This is a genomic window from Massilistercora timonensis, from assembly GCF_048354975.1.
GTDB lineage: Bacteria > Bacillota > Clostridia > Lachnospirales > Lachnospiraceae > Massilistercora > Massilistercora timonensis.
Map to the genome: position 1 here is coordinate 19,602 of NZ_DBGCJQ010000064.1, position 14,115 is coordinate 33,716.

At 47.5% G+C, this 14,115-nt stretch carries 23 protein-coding genes; all 23 read left to right on the top strand.

Annotated elements, in window-relative coordinates:
• The first annotated feature begins 12 nt into the window (after nucleotides 1–12).
• Nucleotides 13–417, top strand: a complete 405-nt coding sequence (locus ACML7B_RS05795) for a phage integrase N-terminal SAM-like domain-containing protein (RefSeq protein WP_418539779.1) — start codon at nucleotides 13–15, stop codon at nucleotides 415–417.
• Nucleotides 363–755 carry a tyrosine-type recombinase/integrase gene (locus ACML7B_RS05800; protein ID WP_418539867.1) on the top strand — a complete coding sequence of 131 codons (393 nt, stop codon included), beginning with the start codon at nucleotides 363–365 and terminating at the stop codon, nucleotides 753–755. The genes ACML7B_RS05795 and ACML7B_RS05800 overlap by 55 nt, the downstream gene beginning before the upstream one ends.
• Before the next feature lie 20 nt (nucleotides 756–775).
• Complete coding sequence (locus ACML7B_RS05805; protein WP_418539781.1) at nucleotides 776–970, top strand: hypothetical protein; 195 nt, start codon at nucleotides 776–778, stop codon at nucleotides 968–970.
• A gap of 63 nt (nucleotides 971–1,033) precedes the next feature.
• Entirely contained in the window at nucleotides 1,034–1,243 is a 210-nt protein-coding gene (locus ACML7B_RS05810; protein WP_418539783.1) for a hypothetical protein, read from the top strand.
• 45 nt (nucleotides 1,244–1,288) lie between these two features.
• The gene (locus tag ACML7B_RS05815) at nucleotides 1,289–1,618 is read left to right on the top strand and encodes a hypothetical protein (protein ID WP_418539786.1); all 330 of its coding nucleotides are present in this window, start codon (nucleotides 1,289–1,291) and stop codon (nucleotides 1,616–1,618) included.
• 13 nt (nucleotides 1,619–1,631) lie between these two features.
• On the top strand, nucleotides 1,632–1,811 hold the full coding sequence (locus tag ACML7B_RS05820) for a hypothetical protein (RefSeq protein ID WP_418539788.1): 180 nt from the start codon (nucleotides 1,632–1,634) through the stop codon (nucleotides 1,809–1,811).
• A gap of 22 nt (nucleotides 1,812–1,833) precedes the next feature.
• Nucleotides 1,834–2,139, top strand: coding sequence for a hypothetical protein (locus ACML7B_RS05825; RefSeq protein ID WP_418539790.1), 306 nt, complete (start codon nucleotides 1,834–1,836; stop codon nucleotides 2,137–2,139).
• A 2-nt stretch (nucleotides 2,140–2,141) separates the two neighbouring features.
• On the top strand, nucleotides 2,142–2,546 hold the full coding sequence (locus ACML7B_RS05830) for a DUF551 domain-containing protein (RefSeq protein WP_418539793.1): 405 nt from the start codon (nucleotides 2,142–2,144) through the stop codon (nucleotides 2,544–2,546).
• A 177-nt stretch (nucleotides 2,547–2,723) separates the two neighbouring features.
• Nucleotides 2,724–3,170, top strand: coding sequence for a hypothetical protein (locus ACML7B_RS05835; protein WP_418539795.1), 447 nt, complete (start codon nucleotides 2,724–2,726; stop codon nucleotides 3,168–3,170).
• Between the two features lie 55 nt (nucleotides 3,171–3,225).
• Nucleotides 3,226–4,161, top strand: coding sequence for a terminase small subunit (locus ACML7B_RS05840; RefSeq protein WP_418539798.1), 936 nt, complete (start codon nucleotides 3,226–3,228; stop codon nucleotides 4,159–4,161).
• Complete coding sequence (locus ACML7B_RS05845) at nucleotides 4,127–5,500, top strand: PBSX family phage terminase large subunit (RefSeq protein WP_418539800.1); 1,374 nt, start codon at nucleotides 4,127–4,129, stop codon at nucleotides 5,498–5,500. The genes ACML7B_RS05840 and ACML7B_RS05845 overlap by 35 nt, the downstream gene beginning before the upstream one ends.
• A gap of 11 nt (nucleotides 5,501–5,511) precedes the next feature.
• Nucleotides 5,512–6,876: a phage portal protein gene (locus ACML7B_RS05850; protein WP_418539802.1), complete on the top strand. Its 1,365-nt coding sequence runs from the start codon at nucleotides 5,512–5,514 to the stop codon at nucleotides 6,874–6,876.
• A 12-nt stretch (nucleotides 6,877–6,888) separates the two neighbouring features.
• Nucleotides 6,889–8,517, top strand: a complete 1,629-nt coding sequence (locus ACML7B_RS05855) for a phage minor capsid protein (RefSeq protein ID WP_418539869.1) — start codon at nucleotides 6,889–6,891, stop codon at nucleotides 8,515–8,517.
• A gap of 351 nt (nucleotides 8,518–8,868) precedes the next feature.
• Nucleotides 8,869–9,414, top strand: coding sequence for a phage scaffolding protein (locus ACML7B_RS05860; RefSeq protein ID WP_418539804.1), 546 nt, complete (start codon nucleotides 8,869–8,871; stop codon nucleotides 9,412–9,414).
• A gap of 17 nt (nucleotides 9,415–9,431) precedes the next feature.
• The gene (locus tag ACML7B_RS05865; protein ID WP_418539806.1) at nucleotides 9,432–10,619 is read left to right on the top strand and encodes a phage major capsid protein; all 1,188 of its coding nucleotides are present in this window, start codon (nucleotides 9,432–9,434) and stop codon (nucleotides 10,617–10,619) included.
• Between the two features lie 13 nt (nucleotides 10,620–10,632).
• A complete protein-coding gene (locus ACML7B_RS05870; RefSeq protein ID WP_418539808.1) occupies nucleotides 10,633–10,791 on the top strand; it encodes a hypothetical protein in 159 nt (52 codons plus the stop codon).
• A 13-nt stretch (nucleotides 10,792–10,804) separates the two neighbouring features.
• On the top strand, nucleotides 10,805–11,206 hold the full coding sequence (locus ACML7B_RS05875; RefSeq protein WP_418539810.1) for a hypothetical protein: 402 nt from the start codon (nucleotides 10,805–10,807) through the stop codon (nucleotides 11,204–11,206).
• A gap of 2 nt (nucleotides 11,207–11,208) precedes the next feature.
• Nucleotides 11,209–11,640 carry a DUF6751 family protein gene (locus tag ACML7B_RS05880; protein ID WP_418539812.1) on the top strand — a complete coding sequence of 144 codons (432 nt, stop codon included), beginning with the start codon at nucleotides 11,209–11,211 and terminating at the stop codon, nucleotides 11,638–11,640.
• On the top strand, nucleotides 11,641–12,060 hold the full coding sequence (locus tag ACML7B_RS05885) for a minor capsid protein (protein WP_418539814.1): 420 nt from the start codon (nucleotides 11,641–11,643) through the stop codon (nucleotides 12,058–12,060).
• Nucleotides 12,060–12,497, top strand: a complete 438-nt coding sequence (locus ACML7B_RS05890) for a hypothetical protein (RefSeq protein WP_418539816.1) — start codon at nucleotides 12,060–12,062, stop codon at nucleotides 12,495–12,497. Before ACML7B_RS05885 ends, ACML7B_RS05890 begins: the two co-directional genes overlap by 1 nt.
• Nucleotides 12,498–12,500: 3 nt before the next feature.
• Nucleotides 12,501–13,007, top strand: a complete 507-nt coding sequence (locus ACML7B_RS05895) for a phage tail tube protein (protein ID WP_418539819.1) — start codon at nucleotides 12,501–12,503, stop codon at nucleotides 13,005–13,007.
• A gap of 67 nt (nucleotides 13,008–13,074) precedes the next feature.
• Nucleotides 13,075–13,452 (top strand): DUF6673 family protein, encoded by a 378-nt coding sequence (locus ACML7B_RS05900; RefSeq protein WP_418539821.1) that lies wholly within the window; start codon nucleotides 13,075–13,077, stop codon nucleotides 13,450–13,452.
• Complete coding sequence (locus tag ACML7B_RS05905) at nucleotides 13,452–14,066, top strand: bacteriophage Gp15 family protein (RefSeq protein ID WP_418539824.1); 615 nt, start codon at nucleotides 13,452–13,454, stop codon at nucleotides 14,064–14,066. The genes ACML7B_RS05900 and ACML7B_RS05905 overlap by 1 nt, the downstream gene beginning before the upstream one ends.
• Nucleotides 14,067–14,115 lie beyond the last annotated feature (49 nt).

Genomic DNA, 14,115 nt, shown 5'->3' on the forward strand with positions numbered 1-14,115 from the left:
AGGATTGTTGTTATGTATACCATGAAAGAAACTGTACGTGATTCCATCATTGCGGAGATGAGACCACACCTTGACGCTGTTCTGATCGATCTTCTTAACCAGGCAATCGTGCGGGCGCTGTTTGATGTGACGGTGACCGAAAGTGAGACGCTTCCGGCCACGAGAGATACCACCAATGAGCATATCCTGCAGCTTTACATGGCCAAAAAGGCTCCGAAGCTTAGCAAGAAGACGGTAAAGCATTATCTCCTGACGATTAAGCACTTCCTGGAGTTTTCCCAGAAGTCCCTTCTTGAGGTATCAGACCTCGATGTGGAGTTTTACCTGCAGGAATATGGCCGTAAAGGGAATCAGGCGAGTTGGTGGTCTATGGATCCAAGAACCGGAGCTACCGGACAGTTTGCCTGGACGCAGTAGCCCTGCATCATGTGCATAAATATGTGGATAGTCGGTGCGATACGGAGCCGGCGTTGTTCGTCAGCCTGCGAGCTCCCCATGAGCGCCTGACGAAGTCCGGGGTCGAAACCGCGATCCGGAACCTGGGGATCCGTGCCGGGTTGGAAAGGCGGGTGTACCCGCACCTGTTGCGGAAGACTACTGCGACAAACATGGCAAAGCGCGGGTGTGAACGTGAGCTGATCGCGTTTTATCTGGGGCACAAGGACGGTCGGACCAGGACGCTGAATAAGCATTATGCTGCAGCGGACAAGGGCCAGATTATTGCCGCGTTTCATCGGTTTGGCGCGGCAGCGTAAAAGAAAGGAGATAGATTACTATGGTGAGACTGAAAGAAACTTTGAGGTTTATCGAGATAGAGTGGCAGATCGTATGGTATTGGCACTTAAAGAAAAAGCTGGTAGAGCACATGGACAAGATGGCGGATCATCTGCTGAGGGATTACGGATCTTTGGAATGCAGGGAGGAGCAGCGGAAGATCTACGAGATCCTGCATGAGGAGGGGTCACGGTAACAGACGGTATCCGGGGCGGGTGATGCCGTCCCGGATCTTAAATAAAAAGTGGGAGGAGAGACTATGAGATATACGGAATATCACGCCGGGAAAGCGGTGATCAAGGACAGAAAGCTGCTTCCCGGGGCAATGGAGAAGCTGGCGAAGATTGAGGATATGACCAAGATCCCGCAAATCTGCTGTGATGAGTACTGCAAGTACCCGAATCAGCGCCTGCGGCAGGGGGGAGCTGGAGGAGATCTGCGCGGAATGCGAGCTGGCGGAGCTGTTTGAGTTACTACTGGATAAGTAAATTAGGATTTTTAGTGGAGGTATGAGATGGGAGAAACCGAAGTAATTAAAGGTTTGATGTTTTTAAAAGAGAAGCTGTACAACGGTATTTTTAAAGACCGTCTGAAGTGTATTGATCTTGCGATCGCCGCTCTGGAAGAAGTGCAGAAGTATCGGCAGATTGGCACAGTTGAAGAGTGCAGGGAAGCGGTGGAGAAGCAGAAATCAAAATCGCCAACCCTCGAAGGTGACGGGTATGATGAGGATGGAGAAATGATATACGACACATGGATCTGTCCAAGCTGTAACGAAGACTACGAGGTTGACTATGATGACTATGATTTCTGTCCAAACTGCGGGCAACGGATATTACATTGATGGGAGGAGAGTTATGCAGGCGGATGAATGGATGGACAGGATAAATGATATTGAGGACATGCTTGAGGACAAGGCGAGAAAGGATTGCACGTTACGAGTTGAAAAAGCAGAGTCATTCCGGGATAGATATATAGCGGCGTGCGAAGAGTTTGGCCGCCAAATAAGGCGTGCGATACGATTAGAGATAAACTGACATTTAGGAGGGAGATGAGAGTATGATAAGAAAGGTGGCCTGCACAGCTGCTGCGGTGATCATCGTTGCGGTAATCGCCTGGGCGGCAGCGGCTAGAATAGCCCCGGGTCCGACTCCGGAGTCTGAGCGGCGGGTTGAGGTAAAGGACCTGGTGATCAACACCCCGAAGGATGGGGACGCGATATTAATGACCGTGATAGATGATGATGGAGAGGTGGTATACCAGTATGATGGAGATCTGGAGCTGTGGAAGGGTGCTGATGGGAAGTGCTATGCTATCATCCACATTGATCGAGGTGCTAAGCCAGAACAAACGAAGGGAGAATAGAGATGGAGAGGTTAACGATACCTGATGAAAAAATAGAGGGTGGAGTGAGGAGAGCTGTAATAGACGCGAGAAAAGTAAAAGAGCATGCTATGACAATTTACTGGGCCTTGAAGAAGTATGAGGACACCGGACTCTCCCCGCAGGAGACCATGAGGCTGAAGGAGCACATGAATGACGGCTGGATCCCGGTAGAGGAGAGGTTGCCGGAAGAATTTACTCCGGTGTTGGTTACGGCAATTCAAGAATCCAGAAAACCTGGATGGGATAAACGCAAAGATTTTTTGGTGGTAGTAGATACGGATGTATACGATTCTGAGATATCGTCAGGATGGGAGGGTTATAAAGACAAAGTTCTTGCCTGGCGTCCTCTACCTGAGCCGTATTGTCCAGAGAGGAGCAAACGATGAATAGGCACACACAGAAGATAGATCAGCAGGCGCACATGGACGAGCTTGAAAGGGAGGGGCCGGATCCGCGAGCGGTAGACCGGTTTCGCCGGCCGCCGTACCAGGCTACACTGCGGCATAAGTCCGTTGTGGAATATGTGGCAGAAAAATTTGGGATAGGGATAGGAGATGATGCCGATGGAAGCAAAGACCGAGAATGAAAAGAAAAAGGAGTATCTGCGGAGTTACCAAGTCCATGTGCGTCGAGTTCAGCGGATCACGGCGGAGATCGAGGAGCTGCGGGCTATGAAAATGTATCCGTCCGTAAAGGACAATGATGGGATGCCGCACGGGAGTGGCGGCCAGGGAGATCTATCCGGATATGCAGCCGATCTGGATGAGATGATCAAAAACCTGATCGAGGAGAGGTATCTGCGGATTAAGACCTATCAGCAAATTGCCCGGCGAATAAAGAGACTGCGGAGTGAAAATGAAAAGGACGTGCTGTTCTACCGATACATAAAGGGCATGGACTGGTGGGAGATCGCAGAGAAGATGAAATACTCTGAAAGACAGGTGCATCGCCTGCATGGGAAGGCTTTGGCTCATTTTGAGCTCCCAAAAGATGTCATAGAATGTCAGTAACATCTGTGGTATTATGGTATCATCGAAAGAAAGAACAAGAGGAGCTCCTCACCGGATGGCGGGGAGCTTTTCTTATGCGATAAAATGCCAGAATGAAGGTGGTGACGTGAGCGGAACGCAGAATTATGTTTTAGCTGAAAAAGACTATATGGCCGGAATGAAGTACAAGGATATTGCCGCTAAATACAGTGTGACTATAAATACGGTGAAGTCCTGGAAGGTCCGGTATGGATGGAATAAAAAGAGTGTGCATACAAAACCACAAAAGGTGTGCACACAAAAAATAGTTGCGTTAGATGATGCCAGCGCTAGGTCTGGAATTGCCAAGGAAGATGTTGATCATGTTGTTTCGAATCCTGATTTAACTGATAAGCAGCGGCTTTTCTGTCTTTGCTATGTGCGGTGCTTCAATGCAACTAAGGCCGCAATAAAAGCTGGATATAGCCGAGAAACAGCAATGGAACAGGGATATCAGCTGCTTCAGAAAACTTCAGTTCGAAACGAAATCCACCGCCTTAAGCAAAGTCGTTTGAATCGTGAGATGTTAGATGAGCATGATATCTTTCAGAAGTACATGGATATTGCATTTGCGGACATCACCGATTATGTAGAATTTGGCCGTGAAGAGGTTCCTGCGATGGGAGCGTTTGGCCCAATATCGGTGAAAGACCCTGAGACCGGCGAGGATGTGCCGTTGAAAAAGACGGTTAACACGGTCAGGTTTAAGGAATCTTGTGAGGTGGATGGGACCCTGATCGTTGAGGTGAAACAAGGGCGGGACGGTGCCAGTGTGAAGTTGGCAGACCGTATGAAGGCGTTAGATTGGCTGGCGAATCATATGAATCTTGCGACAGAGGGAGAGCGGGCCATGATTGAGCAGCGGAAAGCGCAGACACAGAAGATCACCGGGGAAGGAATGGAAGTTGAGGATATGTCGGGAATAGAGGCGGAAATCTATGGAGAAGCAGATCAGGAAAAAACGGACGCTTAACTACGAATTTTCAGAAAAACACAAGGCATATATACGGGCTTGTCAGGAATGTGAAGTGAATATCGCAGAGGGCGCGGTACGTGCAGGAAAGACAGTAGACAACGTGTTCGCTTTTGCCCGAGATCTAAAGACGACGCCGGACAGAATCCACCTTGCGACAGGCTCCACGGTTGGAAATGCAAAACTGAATATTGGTGTATGTAACGGCCTGGGTCTTGAGAATATTTTTCGCGGGCAAAGCCATTGGGGAAAATTCAAGGATAATGAGGCGTTGTTTATAAAAGGACCTGACACTGGGTGGAAGCAAAAGATTGTCATATTTGCCGGCGGAGCAAAGGAAGATAGCTACAAGCGGATCCGAGGAAATTCTTACGGGATGTGGATAGCTACAGAGATCAACCTTCATCATGACAAAACAATTAAGGAGGCGAACAACCGTCTCCTTGCGGCGAAGCGCCTAAAAATTTTCTGGGACTTGAATCCAGATAACCCTAATCATCCGATCTATACGGAGTATATAGACAGATATCGAGACATGGCTGACGCAGGGGAATTCCCGGGCGGATACAACTATATGCACTGCACAATCTACGACAACAAGACAATCACAGAGGAACGCCTGCGCCGTATTGAGAGCCGGTATGATAAAAATAGTATTTGGTACATGCGTGATATAAAGGGTATGCGTGTTGTGGCAAGTGGTCTGATTTATCGGAGATTTGCAGATGATGTCAGCACGAAACAATATGCTTTCCGGATTGATGAGAAGCCTAAAGATATCATGGAGATTAATTTGGGGGTAGACTTTGGAGGATCTGCTTCCGGGCATTCTTTCACTGCAACAGCAATTACGCGAGGCTATCGGTTTGTGGTTGCTCTGGCGTCCGAGTTGATCCCGTGTAAGGATCGCAGCGGGAATCAGATTGAGATAGATCCGGAAATGCTGGGGAATATGTTCTGCAATTTTGTCCAGAGACTACTAAGCATTTACGGCTTCGTCACAACAGTGTATTGCGACTCTGCGGAACAGACGCTTATCGCTGGAATACGGAGCAGCTTGAAAAAGCATGGCCTTGGCTGGGTCAGGGTAGACAATGCACTGAAGACAGAGATTAACGATCGGATCAATGCCACATCGATATTGATGGCCCAGGGTCGTTTTTTTTATGTGAATAAACAATGTAAAAGCCTGGAGACCGCATTGTGTACAGCGGTGTGGGACCCGGATGAGGTTACAAAGAATGTGAGGCTGGATGACGGGACCAGCGATATCGACAGCCTGGACAGTTTTGAATATACCTTCGAGCGACGTATCAGTCAGTTGATCAGGTATGGATAGGGGTAATGCTTATGCGGTATACAAAAATGTATGAAGCGATCACGAAAATCTTGAAAAGAGAAGAGCAGATATCTTTTATGATGTCTGATATTATGGCACATCAAATAGAGCTATGGTCGCGCCTCTATCAGGACAAAGCTCCGTGGATTGACGGCACGACACAGAGTCTAAATCTTCCCGCGTCTATCGCAGGAGAGACAGCAAGGTTGATCACGCTGGAGATGGACACCAAGGTAGAGGGCAGCTCCAGGGCTGTATATATTGACGCCATCTATCAAAAGACAGTAAAGAAGCTGAAAGATTTTGTAGAATATGCTTGCGCGAAGGGCGGTCTTGCTTTTAAGCCCTATGTTACAGAAAGCGGTATTTGTACTGAGCTTGTCCAGGCAGATGACTTTTTCCCGCTTTCATTTGATGATGATGGTAATATTACACGTTGCGTTTTCCTTGATCAGTTCCGGGAGGGGAATTCCATCTATACAAGGGTGGAATATCATAAGATGGAAAATGGAAGGCTTATTGTCCGAAACAGGGCTTTTGTAGCGCGTACCGATGGGGTGTTGGGGATAGAAGTCCCATTAAATGTTGTCCCTAAGTGGAGCTCTCTTACTGATCAGATGATATTTGAGGGAGTTCGAAAATTGCCATTTGGATATCTTAGGATACCAATGGCAAATCAGAAAGACAATAAAAGTCCTCTTGGAGTTTCGTGCTATAGCCGTGGGGTGGGCCTGATAAAAGAAACAGATGTAAGGTACTCTCAGATCAGCTGGGAATATGCGGCAAAAGAGGCGGCGATCCATATCGCGGAAAGCTTACTAAAAACAAATCCGGACACGCAGAAAAAGGAATATCCGGAAGGGAAGGAACGGCTTTACCGGGAAGTGGAATACAACATGGGTGCTGTGGATAAGCCGCTTCTGGATAGTTTTTCCCCAGATATTCGCGACCAGTCATTCTTCAACGGGCTCAACCAGCAGCTACGCCGTGTTGAATTTGCTTGTAATCTTGCCTATGGCACGCTGTCAGATCCTAATAATACGGACAAAACGGCAGAAGAGATCCGGGCAAGCAAACAAAGATCGTATTCTTTCGTTGAGGCTTGTCAGAGTGCCCTTCAGGACGCTCTTGATGATTATATATCCGCGATCGATTTTTGGTCTACGATATATAATTTGGCACCGCCAGGCGGATATCATGTGTCATATAAATGGGATGATTCCATTGTGGTCGACGCAGAGAAAGAGCGGCAGACCGATCGTGCAGATGTTGCAATGGGCGCTATGCAGCTGTGGGAATATCGGATGAAGTATTATCAGGAAGATGAGGAGACAGCGAAAAGGATGGTAGCTCAGCCGGCAGACGTTTTGGAGTAGGTGATCTGAATGATGACGCAAGGAGAGATAGAGTCCCTGACAATTGCAATGGAAAAGGCGGCCTCTCGGTTGGAGATGGACATTATGAAAGATATTGTTCGTCGGATCAAGGCGAATGAGGGGCTGACTTCCACAGCGGAATATCAGATTGATCGCCTTCGACAGATGGGGCTTGCGGATGATTATATCAAAAAAGAGATACAGACTTACTTGAAGGTTTCTGATGATGAAATGGACAGGATATTTAGAAACGTTCCTGAAAATGAGTATGGAAAGTATAGTTCTATGTATCAGGACATGGGAATAGATCAGAAGCCATTTGGGAATCATGTGACGATCCAGAGCGTGATAGATTCTTCGCTGAGGCAGACGGCTGGAACTTTCCAGAACATATCACAGACCCTTGGTTTTGCTGTACAGAATGGAGGGAAGACTGAATTTCTTCCGGTGGCTGAGTATTACCAGAAAGCTCTCGATAATGCGATCCTTGGAGTTGCAACAGGAGCCTTTGATTATAATTCTGCGCTGTTACGGGTGGTGAAAGAAATGACCCGTAGTGGCCTAAGGACTGTGGGCTATGCTTCTGGTAGGTCTTACAGGATAGAGTCTGCTTCCCGCATGGCTCTTATGACTGGTTTTTCTCAAATCACTGGCCACATGAACCAGCAGATTGCTTCAGAACTTGGGACTGATGATTATGAAGTCTCTTATCACATGGGCGCCAGGCCAACGCATCAATGGTGGCAGGGCAGGGTGTACAGCTACCAAGATCTGATCTATACCTGCGGCCTTGGCACTGTTACGGGGCTGTGTGGAATCAACTGCTATCACTGGTATGAACCCTTTATCCGTGGTGTGTCTGTTAGAAATTATACAGACCAAGAACTGGACGCAATGATCCAGGAAGAAAACAGGCCGAGGAGTTATCGGGGCAGAGAGTATACTACTTACACCGCATTGCAAAAGCAACGGAAGATGGAACTTCAAATGCGGGCTCAAAGGCAGGAGATTGCGCTTCTGAAAGAGGGCGGGGGAAGCACACTTGACATCCTGGCGGCACAGGCCAGGTATCGTACTATTATGAATGAATACGTATCCTTTTCCAAGGCAATGAATATGCCGCAGCAGATGGAACGGGTATATATGGATGGGCTCGGAAGAAGTGTTAAAAAATCCGTTGCAAAGAAATCTCTTTTTGGTACAATAGAAGCACGATTATCGAAAGAGGAAAAAGCGGTGACCACTATACGTTCTTTGGGAAAAGTAAAGAAGGAAGTCATAGAAAAAGAATTTGGAAAAATCCAGACTGATGAGATAATCATTACCAACGAGAGAGAGGAACATATAAAATCAAGACATCCAGAAGATTATGAATTGTTTCAAAAATATGGTGCAGAAACTGTCAGTAGTCCAGATCTTATGATTAGGGACGGGAAGAATAAGGGGACCGTCTTCATGATAAAAAGATTGCATGGCACAAATTTGAATGTTGTTGTGAGAGTGGCTCTCGAAAGGGATGAAAAGGGGCTAAAAAATTCTGTCATGACTTTTTATAGACTTCGCGAACGAAACTTAAGAAAAATGATAGAAAAGAACAGCATTTTAATTGGGAAAGACAGTGTGCTTTACAAAAGGGAATAGAAACGTTATAATATAAATACAATAAGCAGAGAGATATTTGAAGTAGAGATTGTGCTGCTACGCACCCTATGGGTCAAAAGAAATGCGGGAAGGGGCACACCCGCCAAATATCTTTCTGTTTACTGGATTATATTGTTTGAAGTTACCACCAGTCAGAAAGGCCGGTGGTATTTTTATATTCATTTTTAGGAGGTGATCCAGATATCTCCCTTTGAGGCGCAGGGTAAGCGTCTTATTTTTATGCCCTGCCATATGGCGCAAAACTGGGTAATTGGCAGCCATGCCGGAAATGGCAGCTCTGTGGGTGGTGGGTTACACACCGAAAACAACCGAATGCAGAGAGAAAGGATAATGATGATTTTAAAAACAGAGACTTTGAGAGAAAAAGGTATGTCGCAGGAACAAATTGACTTCGTGATGGCGGAAGTCGGGAAAGAGATTAACTCTATCACGGCTGAGAGAGACACCTATAAGACCCAACTGGATACTGCGCAGGCGTCATTAAAAGCTATGGAAGGCGTTGACGCTGCCGGGCTTCAGCAGAGTGTTAAGGATCTTCAGACTCAGCTTTCAGGCAAGGACGCAGAGATCGAAAAGATCAAGGCGGACTATGCGTTTAACGATAGCCTGAAAGAAGCAATCAGGAAGTCCGGAGCAAAGAATAGTAAAGCGGTCATGGCATTACTTGATATTGATACTCTTAAGAAGAGCAAAAACCAGACTGTGGATATTGAAGCCGCACTGGAAGGCGTGAAAAAAGAGAATGACTATCTTTTTGCCAGCGACAAGCCGCTCCCGCGGGTAGTATCCACGACATCCGGAATCGATCAGATTGCGCAGACGAAGAAAGAGCAGGCAAATGAAGCCTTGCGCAGCCTTTTTGGAAAAACAGAGTAGAAAGGAGAACGTAAATTATGGGAGTAAACATTGTAAATCGTGCGGACGCAGAGGCGCTTATCCGGGAACAGGTTGTGGCAACTATATTCCAGGACGCACCAAAGCAGTCCGTTTTTATGGGTATGGCAAGAAAACTGCCCAACATGACCAGCAAACAGACCAGGATCAGGGTTCTTGATTTCCTGCCCACGGCATATTGGGTGAACGGAGACACGGGAATGAAACAGACCACCCGGCAGGCATGGGATAACGTATTTTTGACGGCAGCAGAGCTGGCAGTAATTGTCCCGATTCCGGAATCTGTTTTTGACGACGCAGAAATAGACATCATGGGAGAAATTACCCCGCGCGTAAACGAAGCGATCGGCCAGCGCGTGGACGGCGCTATCGTATTTGGGGACAACCGTCCGGCAGAATGGGATGCGGATATCATTACCAGAGCAAGACAGGCGGGCAACAATGTTGCACCAGCAGAAGGAAAAGACTGGTACGATCTGATCCTCGGGGAAAACGGGGCTTTCGCAAAGGTTGAGGATGACGGATATGGCGTCAATGGTGCAATCGCGCCAATGAACTTCAAGTCTAAACTGCGTGGGCTTCGTGACGCAAATGGAAATCCAATCTTTATGCGGAGCATGCAGGAGTCTACGAGATATACGCTGGACGGAGCAACCATTACCTTCCCTGAGAACGGCGGATTTTTCCCCAACATTGCGCAGTTGGTAGTAGGAGATTTCTCTCAGGCGGTATATTCCATCCGTCAGGATATCACTGTTAAGATTCTTGACCAGGGCGTTATCCAGGATCCGGAGACAAAAGAGATCGTTTATAATCTTGCACAGCAGGATATGATTGCTCTTCGTGTTGTATTCCGGATGGGCTGGGCGCTTCCGAATCCTGCAACACGAATGAACGAAGACAGAACTGGTTGCCCATTTGCATATATCGAGCCGGGTACACCGGTTACGACTCAGGAGGTCACCTTTACGGTGCAGGATGGAGATTCTTCCGCAATTGAAGGCGCGAGGGTGAGCGTCGACGGGGCGATCCTGACAACGGATTCTTCTGGGAGAGCCGTGTTTATCCTGCGGAAGGGAACTTACAAGGCGAAAGTTTCTGCAAAAGGTTATGTGGCTGCCATCCAGACCGTAACCGTAGATAACGCTGCTGTTCCGCTGACTGTGAAACTGACCGAACAGGCATAAGGGGGCGAATAAGATGAGAACGATTGAAGCGTTGAAGGAACTGGCCGTTGCAATTAAAGGCAGCGGCCAGGCTGCCGATATTCCCGGAGACACAATCCCCGAGGTGATTGAACAGATTACAGCTGCCTATGTTGAATCGAAGAGTTCTGATACGGATCCGGAAGGTGCGTAAGGAGTGATGTTTTATGTATGCGGACTATAAATATTACACAGATACTTATTTAGCAGGTCGTGATCCGGTGATTGTCAAGGAAACCGATTTTAATTTTTTTGAACGTTCTGCTGAGAAGGAAGTCAATAACCGCACTTATGGCCGTATACAAAAGCGCCCAGATCTCATTACCGATGATGTGAAGAACTGTGTATGTGCTCTGACAGAATTTTTGTTCAAATGCGACACCTTGGATGAGAGCAGTTTTCAGAACGGTGGCGGGCGGCTGGTGTCTTACAGTAATGACGGAGACAGCGGTTCCTTTGATCTATCACAATCTGATTTTGTGTCAGATCAGGCTCGGCAGAAGAAAATTAGCGGCCTTGTTTCATTCTATCTGAGTGGGACGGGGCTGCTGTACCGGGGAGTGTGTTGAGTATGAATCCAAATTATATCCATACGATCACTGTATATAACTGCCTGCGGGCAACGGATAACCCGGACAGCATGAAGGATACCTGGCAAAAAACAGTCCTGCATGGCTGCTATTACAAGAACGTGATCGGGAGGGTGGACAGCGACAAGACATCCAGAATGCAAAATGTATACACAGCACGGATCCCGGAGTCCGAGCAGTATCTGCCTTATCATGAATGGGCAGAGAAACCGGAAAAGGAAAGAGCTTCGTATTTCACGCTTAGCCTGGATGATATTGTTGTGAAGGGTGAGTGTGATGAGATGATCACGGGCAAGACTCCGGATACCGCGGCTGAGCTCCTGGCCCGGCATAAACCGGACGCGTTTGTGGTCACAGCGTTCTCCGACAACACATCACATATGATGTCGAAACATTACAGGGTAGGTGGTTAGATGATCTCAGAAATGCACTGGAACAGACCCATCCCGCAGATCGTCCGGGAAGCTACCGGGGACAAGAAGACGTTGCTTTTTATGGCACAAGAGGCCAGGCGGTTAATGGATCCTTATGTCCCGGCAAGAAACATGGTGCTTTCCCGGAACGTACGGACTTACGTTGAGGATGACCACGGAGTAGTACATTATCTTTCTCCCTATGCAAGGTTTCAGTACGAAGGCTATTTGATGGTGTCCCGGATCACCGGGAGCCCATGGGCGGCAAAAGGAGAAAGTAAAGTGGTTACCGGGACGCGGCTGAACTACAGCAGCGCACGCCATCCGCTTGCTACGTCTGAATGGGATCAGGCCATGAAGACAGCCAGGCTGGAAGACTATGTGCATGCTGTTCAGAATTATGTTAGGAGGGGTGGATAATGTCAAAGCATGACGCTATGGTCGCCTATGTCTCTCCAAAAGTACAGGAGCTGGCCGGGCGGCTATTGAATTTCAATGTCTCATCGGACAAGGTGAATGACATTTCATTCCTGACAAATTATGCCGCGAAGATCCGGAAGAAGTATATCCGTGTAGGGGCAGATAAAGAGTACGGCTTTACGATTGTGATCACAAAGCATTTTTCTGACAGCACGGATGACCTGAACCTGGAGGCCATGAACTTCGCCCAGGGATTTATGGACTGGGTGGATGATCAGGACAGAAAGAAAAGCTATCCTGACTTTGGCGACAACTGCCAGGTAAAGAAAATTGAAAACCTACAAAACATGCCAAACCTTGCTACTGTGGACTGGGAGAATATGATCGCTCAGTACATGCTGCAGTGCAGGGTTATTTATTTTGAAAAGGAGATGTGAGATATGAAATTAAGCGAATTGATGGCAAAGCATACACCGGATCCAGAATATACTGGATGGGTTACAAATGATGATTACGTGTTGGCGATTGACACAGATCCGGGCGCGTCGGAAGCGACTACAGAAGCTAATTTTGCTGTGGTAGAAATGGGGATTTCAGGTCTTGATTCGCAGATGAACCCTGTTACACAGGATAAGCAGTATATCCGCGCTGGGCAGAGTACAACAAAAACCGGAACGCAGAGAACCTTTACTTTATCTGGTGACAGGTATGTTGGGGACGAGGCACAGGACTATATCCTGTCACATGCGATGAAGTATGGAACTGGAAATAGCGTGGTAACCAACTATGTATACTTTAACATCTTAACCGGAAAAGGAGAAAAGGGACAATGTTCGATCATTGTAAATTCAGACGGGTCTGGAAACGCAGGAGAATCGTCTGCGGTAGACGTAGAGTTCCGTAAAATTGGGGCAAACCCAACAGAATACACATATGCGGCGGCTTGAACTGAGCCTGTGTCAGAACCAAAGATCGCTGAAATTGATGTTGTAGATGATAGGGAGGAGATTGACAATGAAATTGATAACAGTGAAGCTCCAAGGGAAGGAAGTGCAGGCGGATCTGCTGAATCCGAAAGTAACGAAGCGATTTGAGGATGGATTTGACGAAGTCCTTGAAAAATTTAAAGCTTCTACGGGAGATGAATCGATATCGGGATCTGAAGGAATCCGAATGCAATGCCAGGCTGTGATCGATTACGTGACAGACATCTTTGGCGCAGACGGGGCCAAAGAGATATTTGGGGCCGAAACAGATCTCCTTACTTGCTTGGATGTGTTGGAAGAAATGCAGGAACTGTATCCTTCCCAGGTTAATCCTCTGGTGCGGGAAAAGAGTAACTCGCTGGAAAGAAAGCTGTCTGGAAAAGCGAAGTCAGAGGGTGAAGCGTAATGCGTTTTAACCTGTTATCAGAAGCCCTCCCGGAAAGTGTGACTATCGGCGGAAAGAATTATCCAATTCGATGGGATTTCCGGGTGGGAATCCAGGTGGAGGCGATTGTCCGGAGTGAGAAATCGGACATTGATAAATACGAAGAAATCCTCCGGCTGTATTACCCAACAATCCCATCTGACCTACAGGCGGCAATGGATCAAGCTATGTGGTTTTACCGTTGCGGAGAGGATAAAGACCCGGAAGAGAAAGACCGGAGGCGGTATATGCGCCGCAGCTCGAAAGGGCCGGCTTGGGTATTTACCCAGGACGCGCCATACATTTATGCCGCATTTAAGGAGCAGTATGGGATTGATCTGACAGAGAAAGAATCCTTGCACTGGTGGAAGTTTATGGCTCTCTTTGAATCTTTAGGGGAAGACACAAAGATGAGCAAGATCATGTATTACCGCCAGGTAAATACTTCAGGCATGTCAAAAGCGCACAGAGCTTTTATTAATGAGATGAAGAAGCATTTTCAGATCCGGGAGACAGGGAAGAAAATGACACTGGAGCAGCGGAATCAGCGGTGGATCAGATACATTGAAGACAGATATTCGCAGGGGAAGGCATGATGGGGAAAGCTCCCATCCCCCTGCACAAAAGCAATTAGGGCATGGCGAA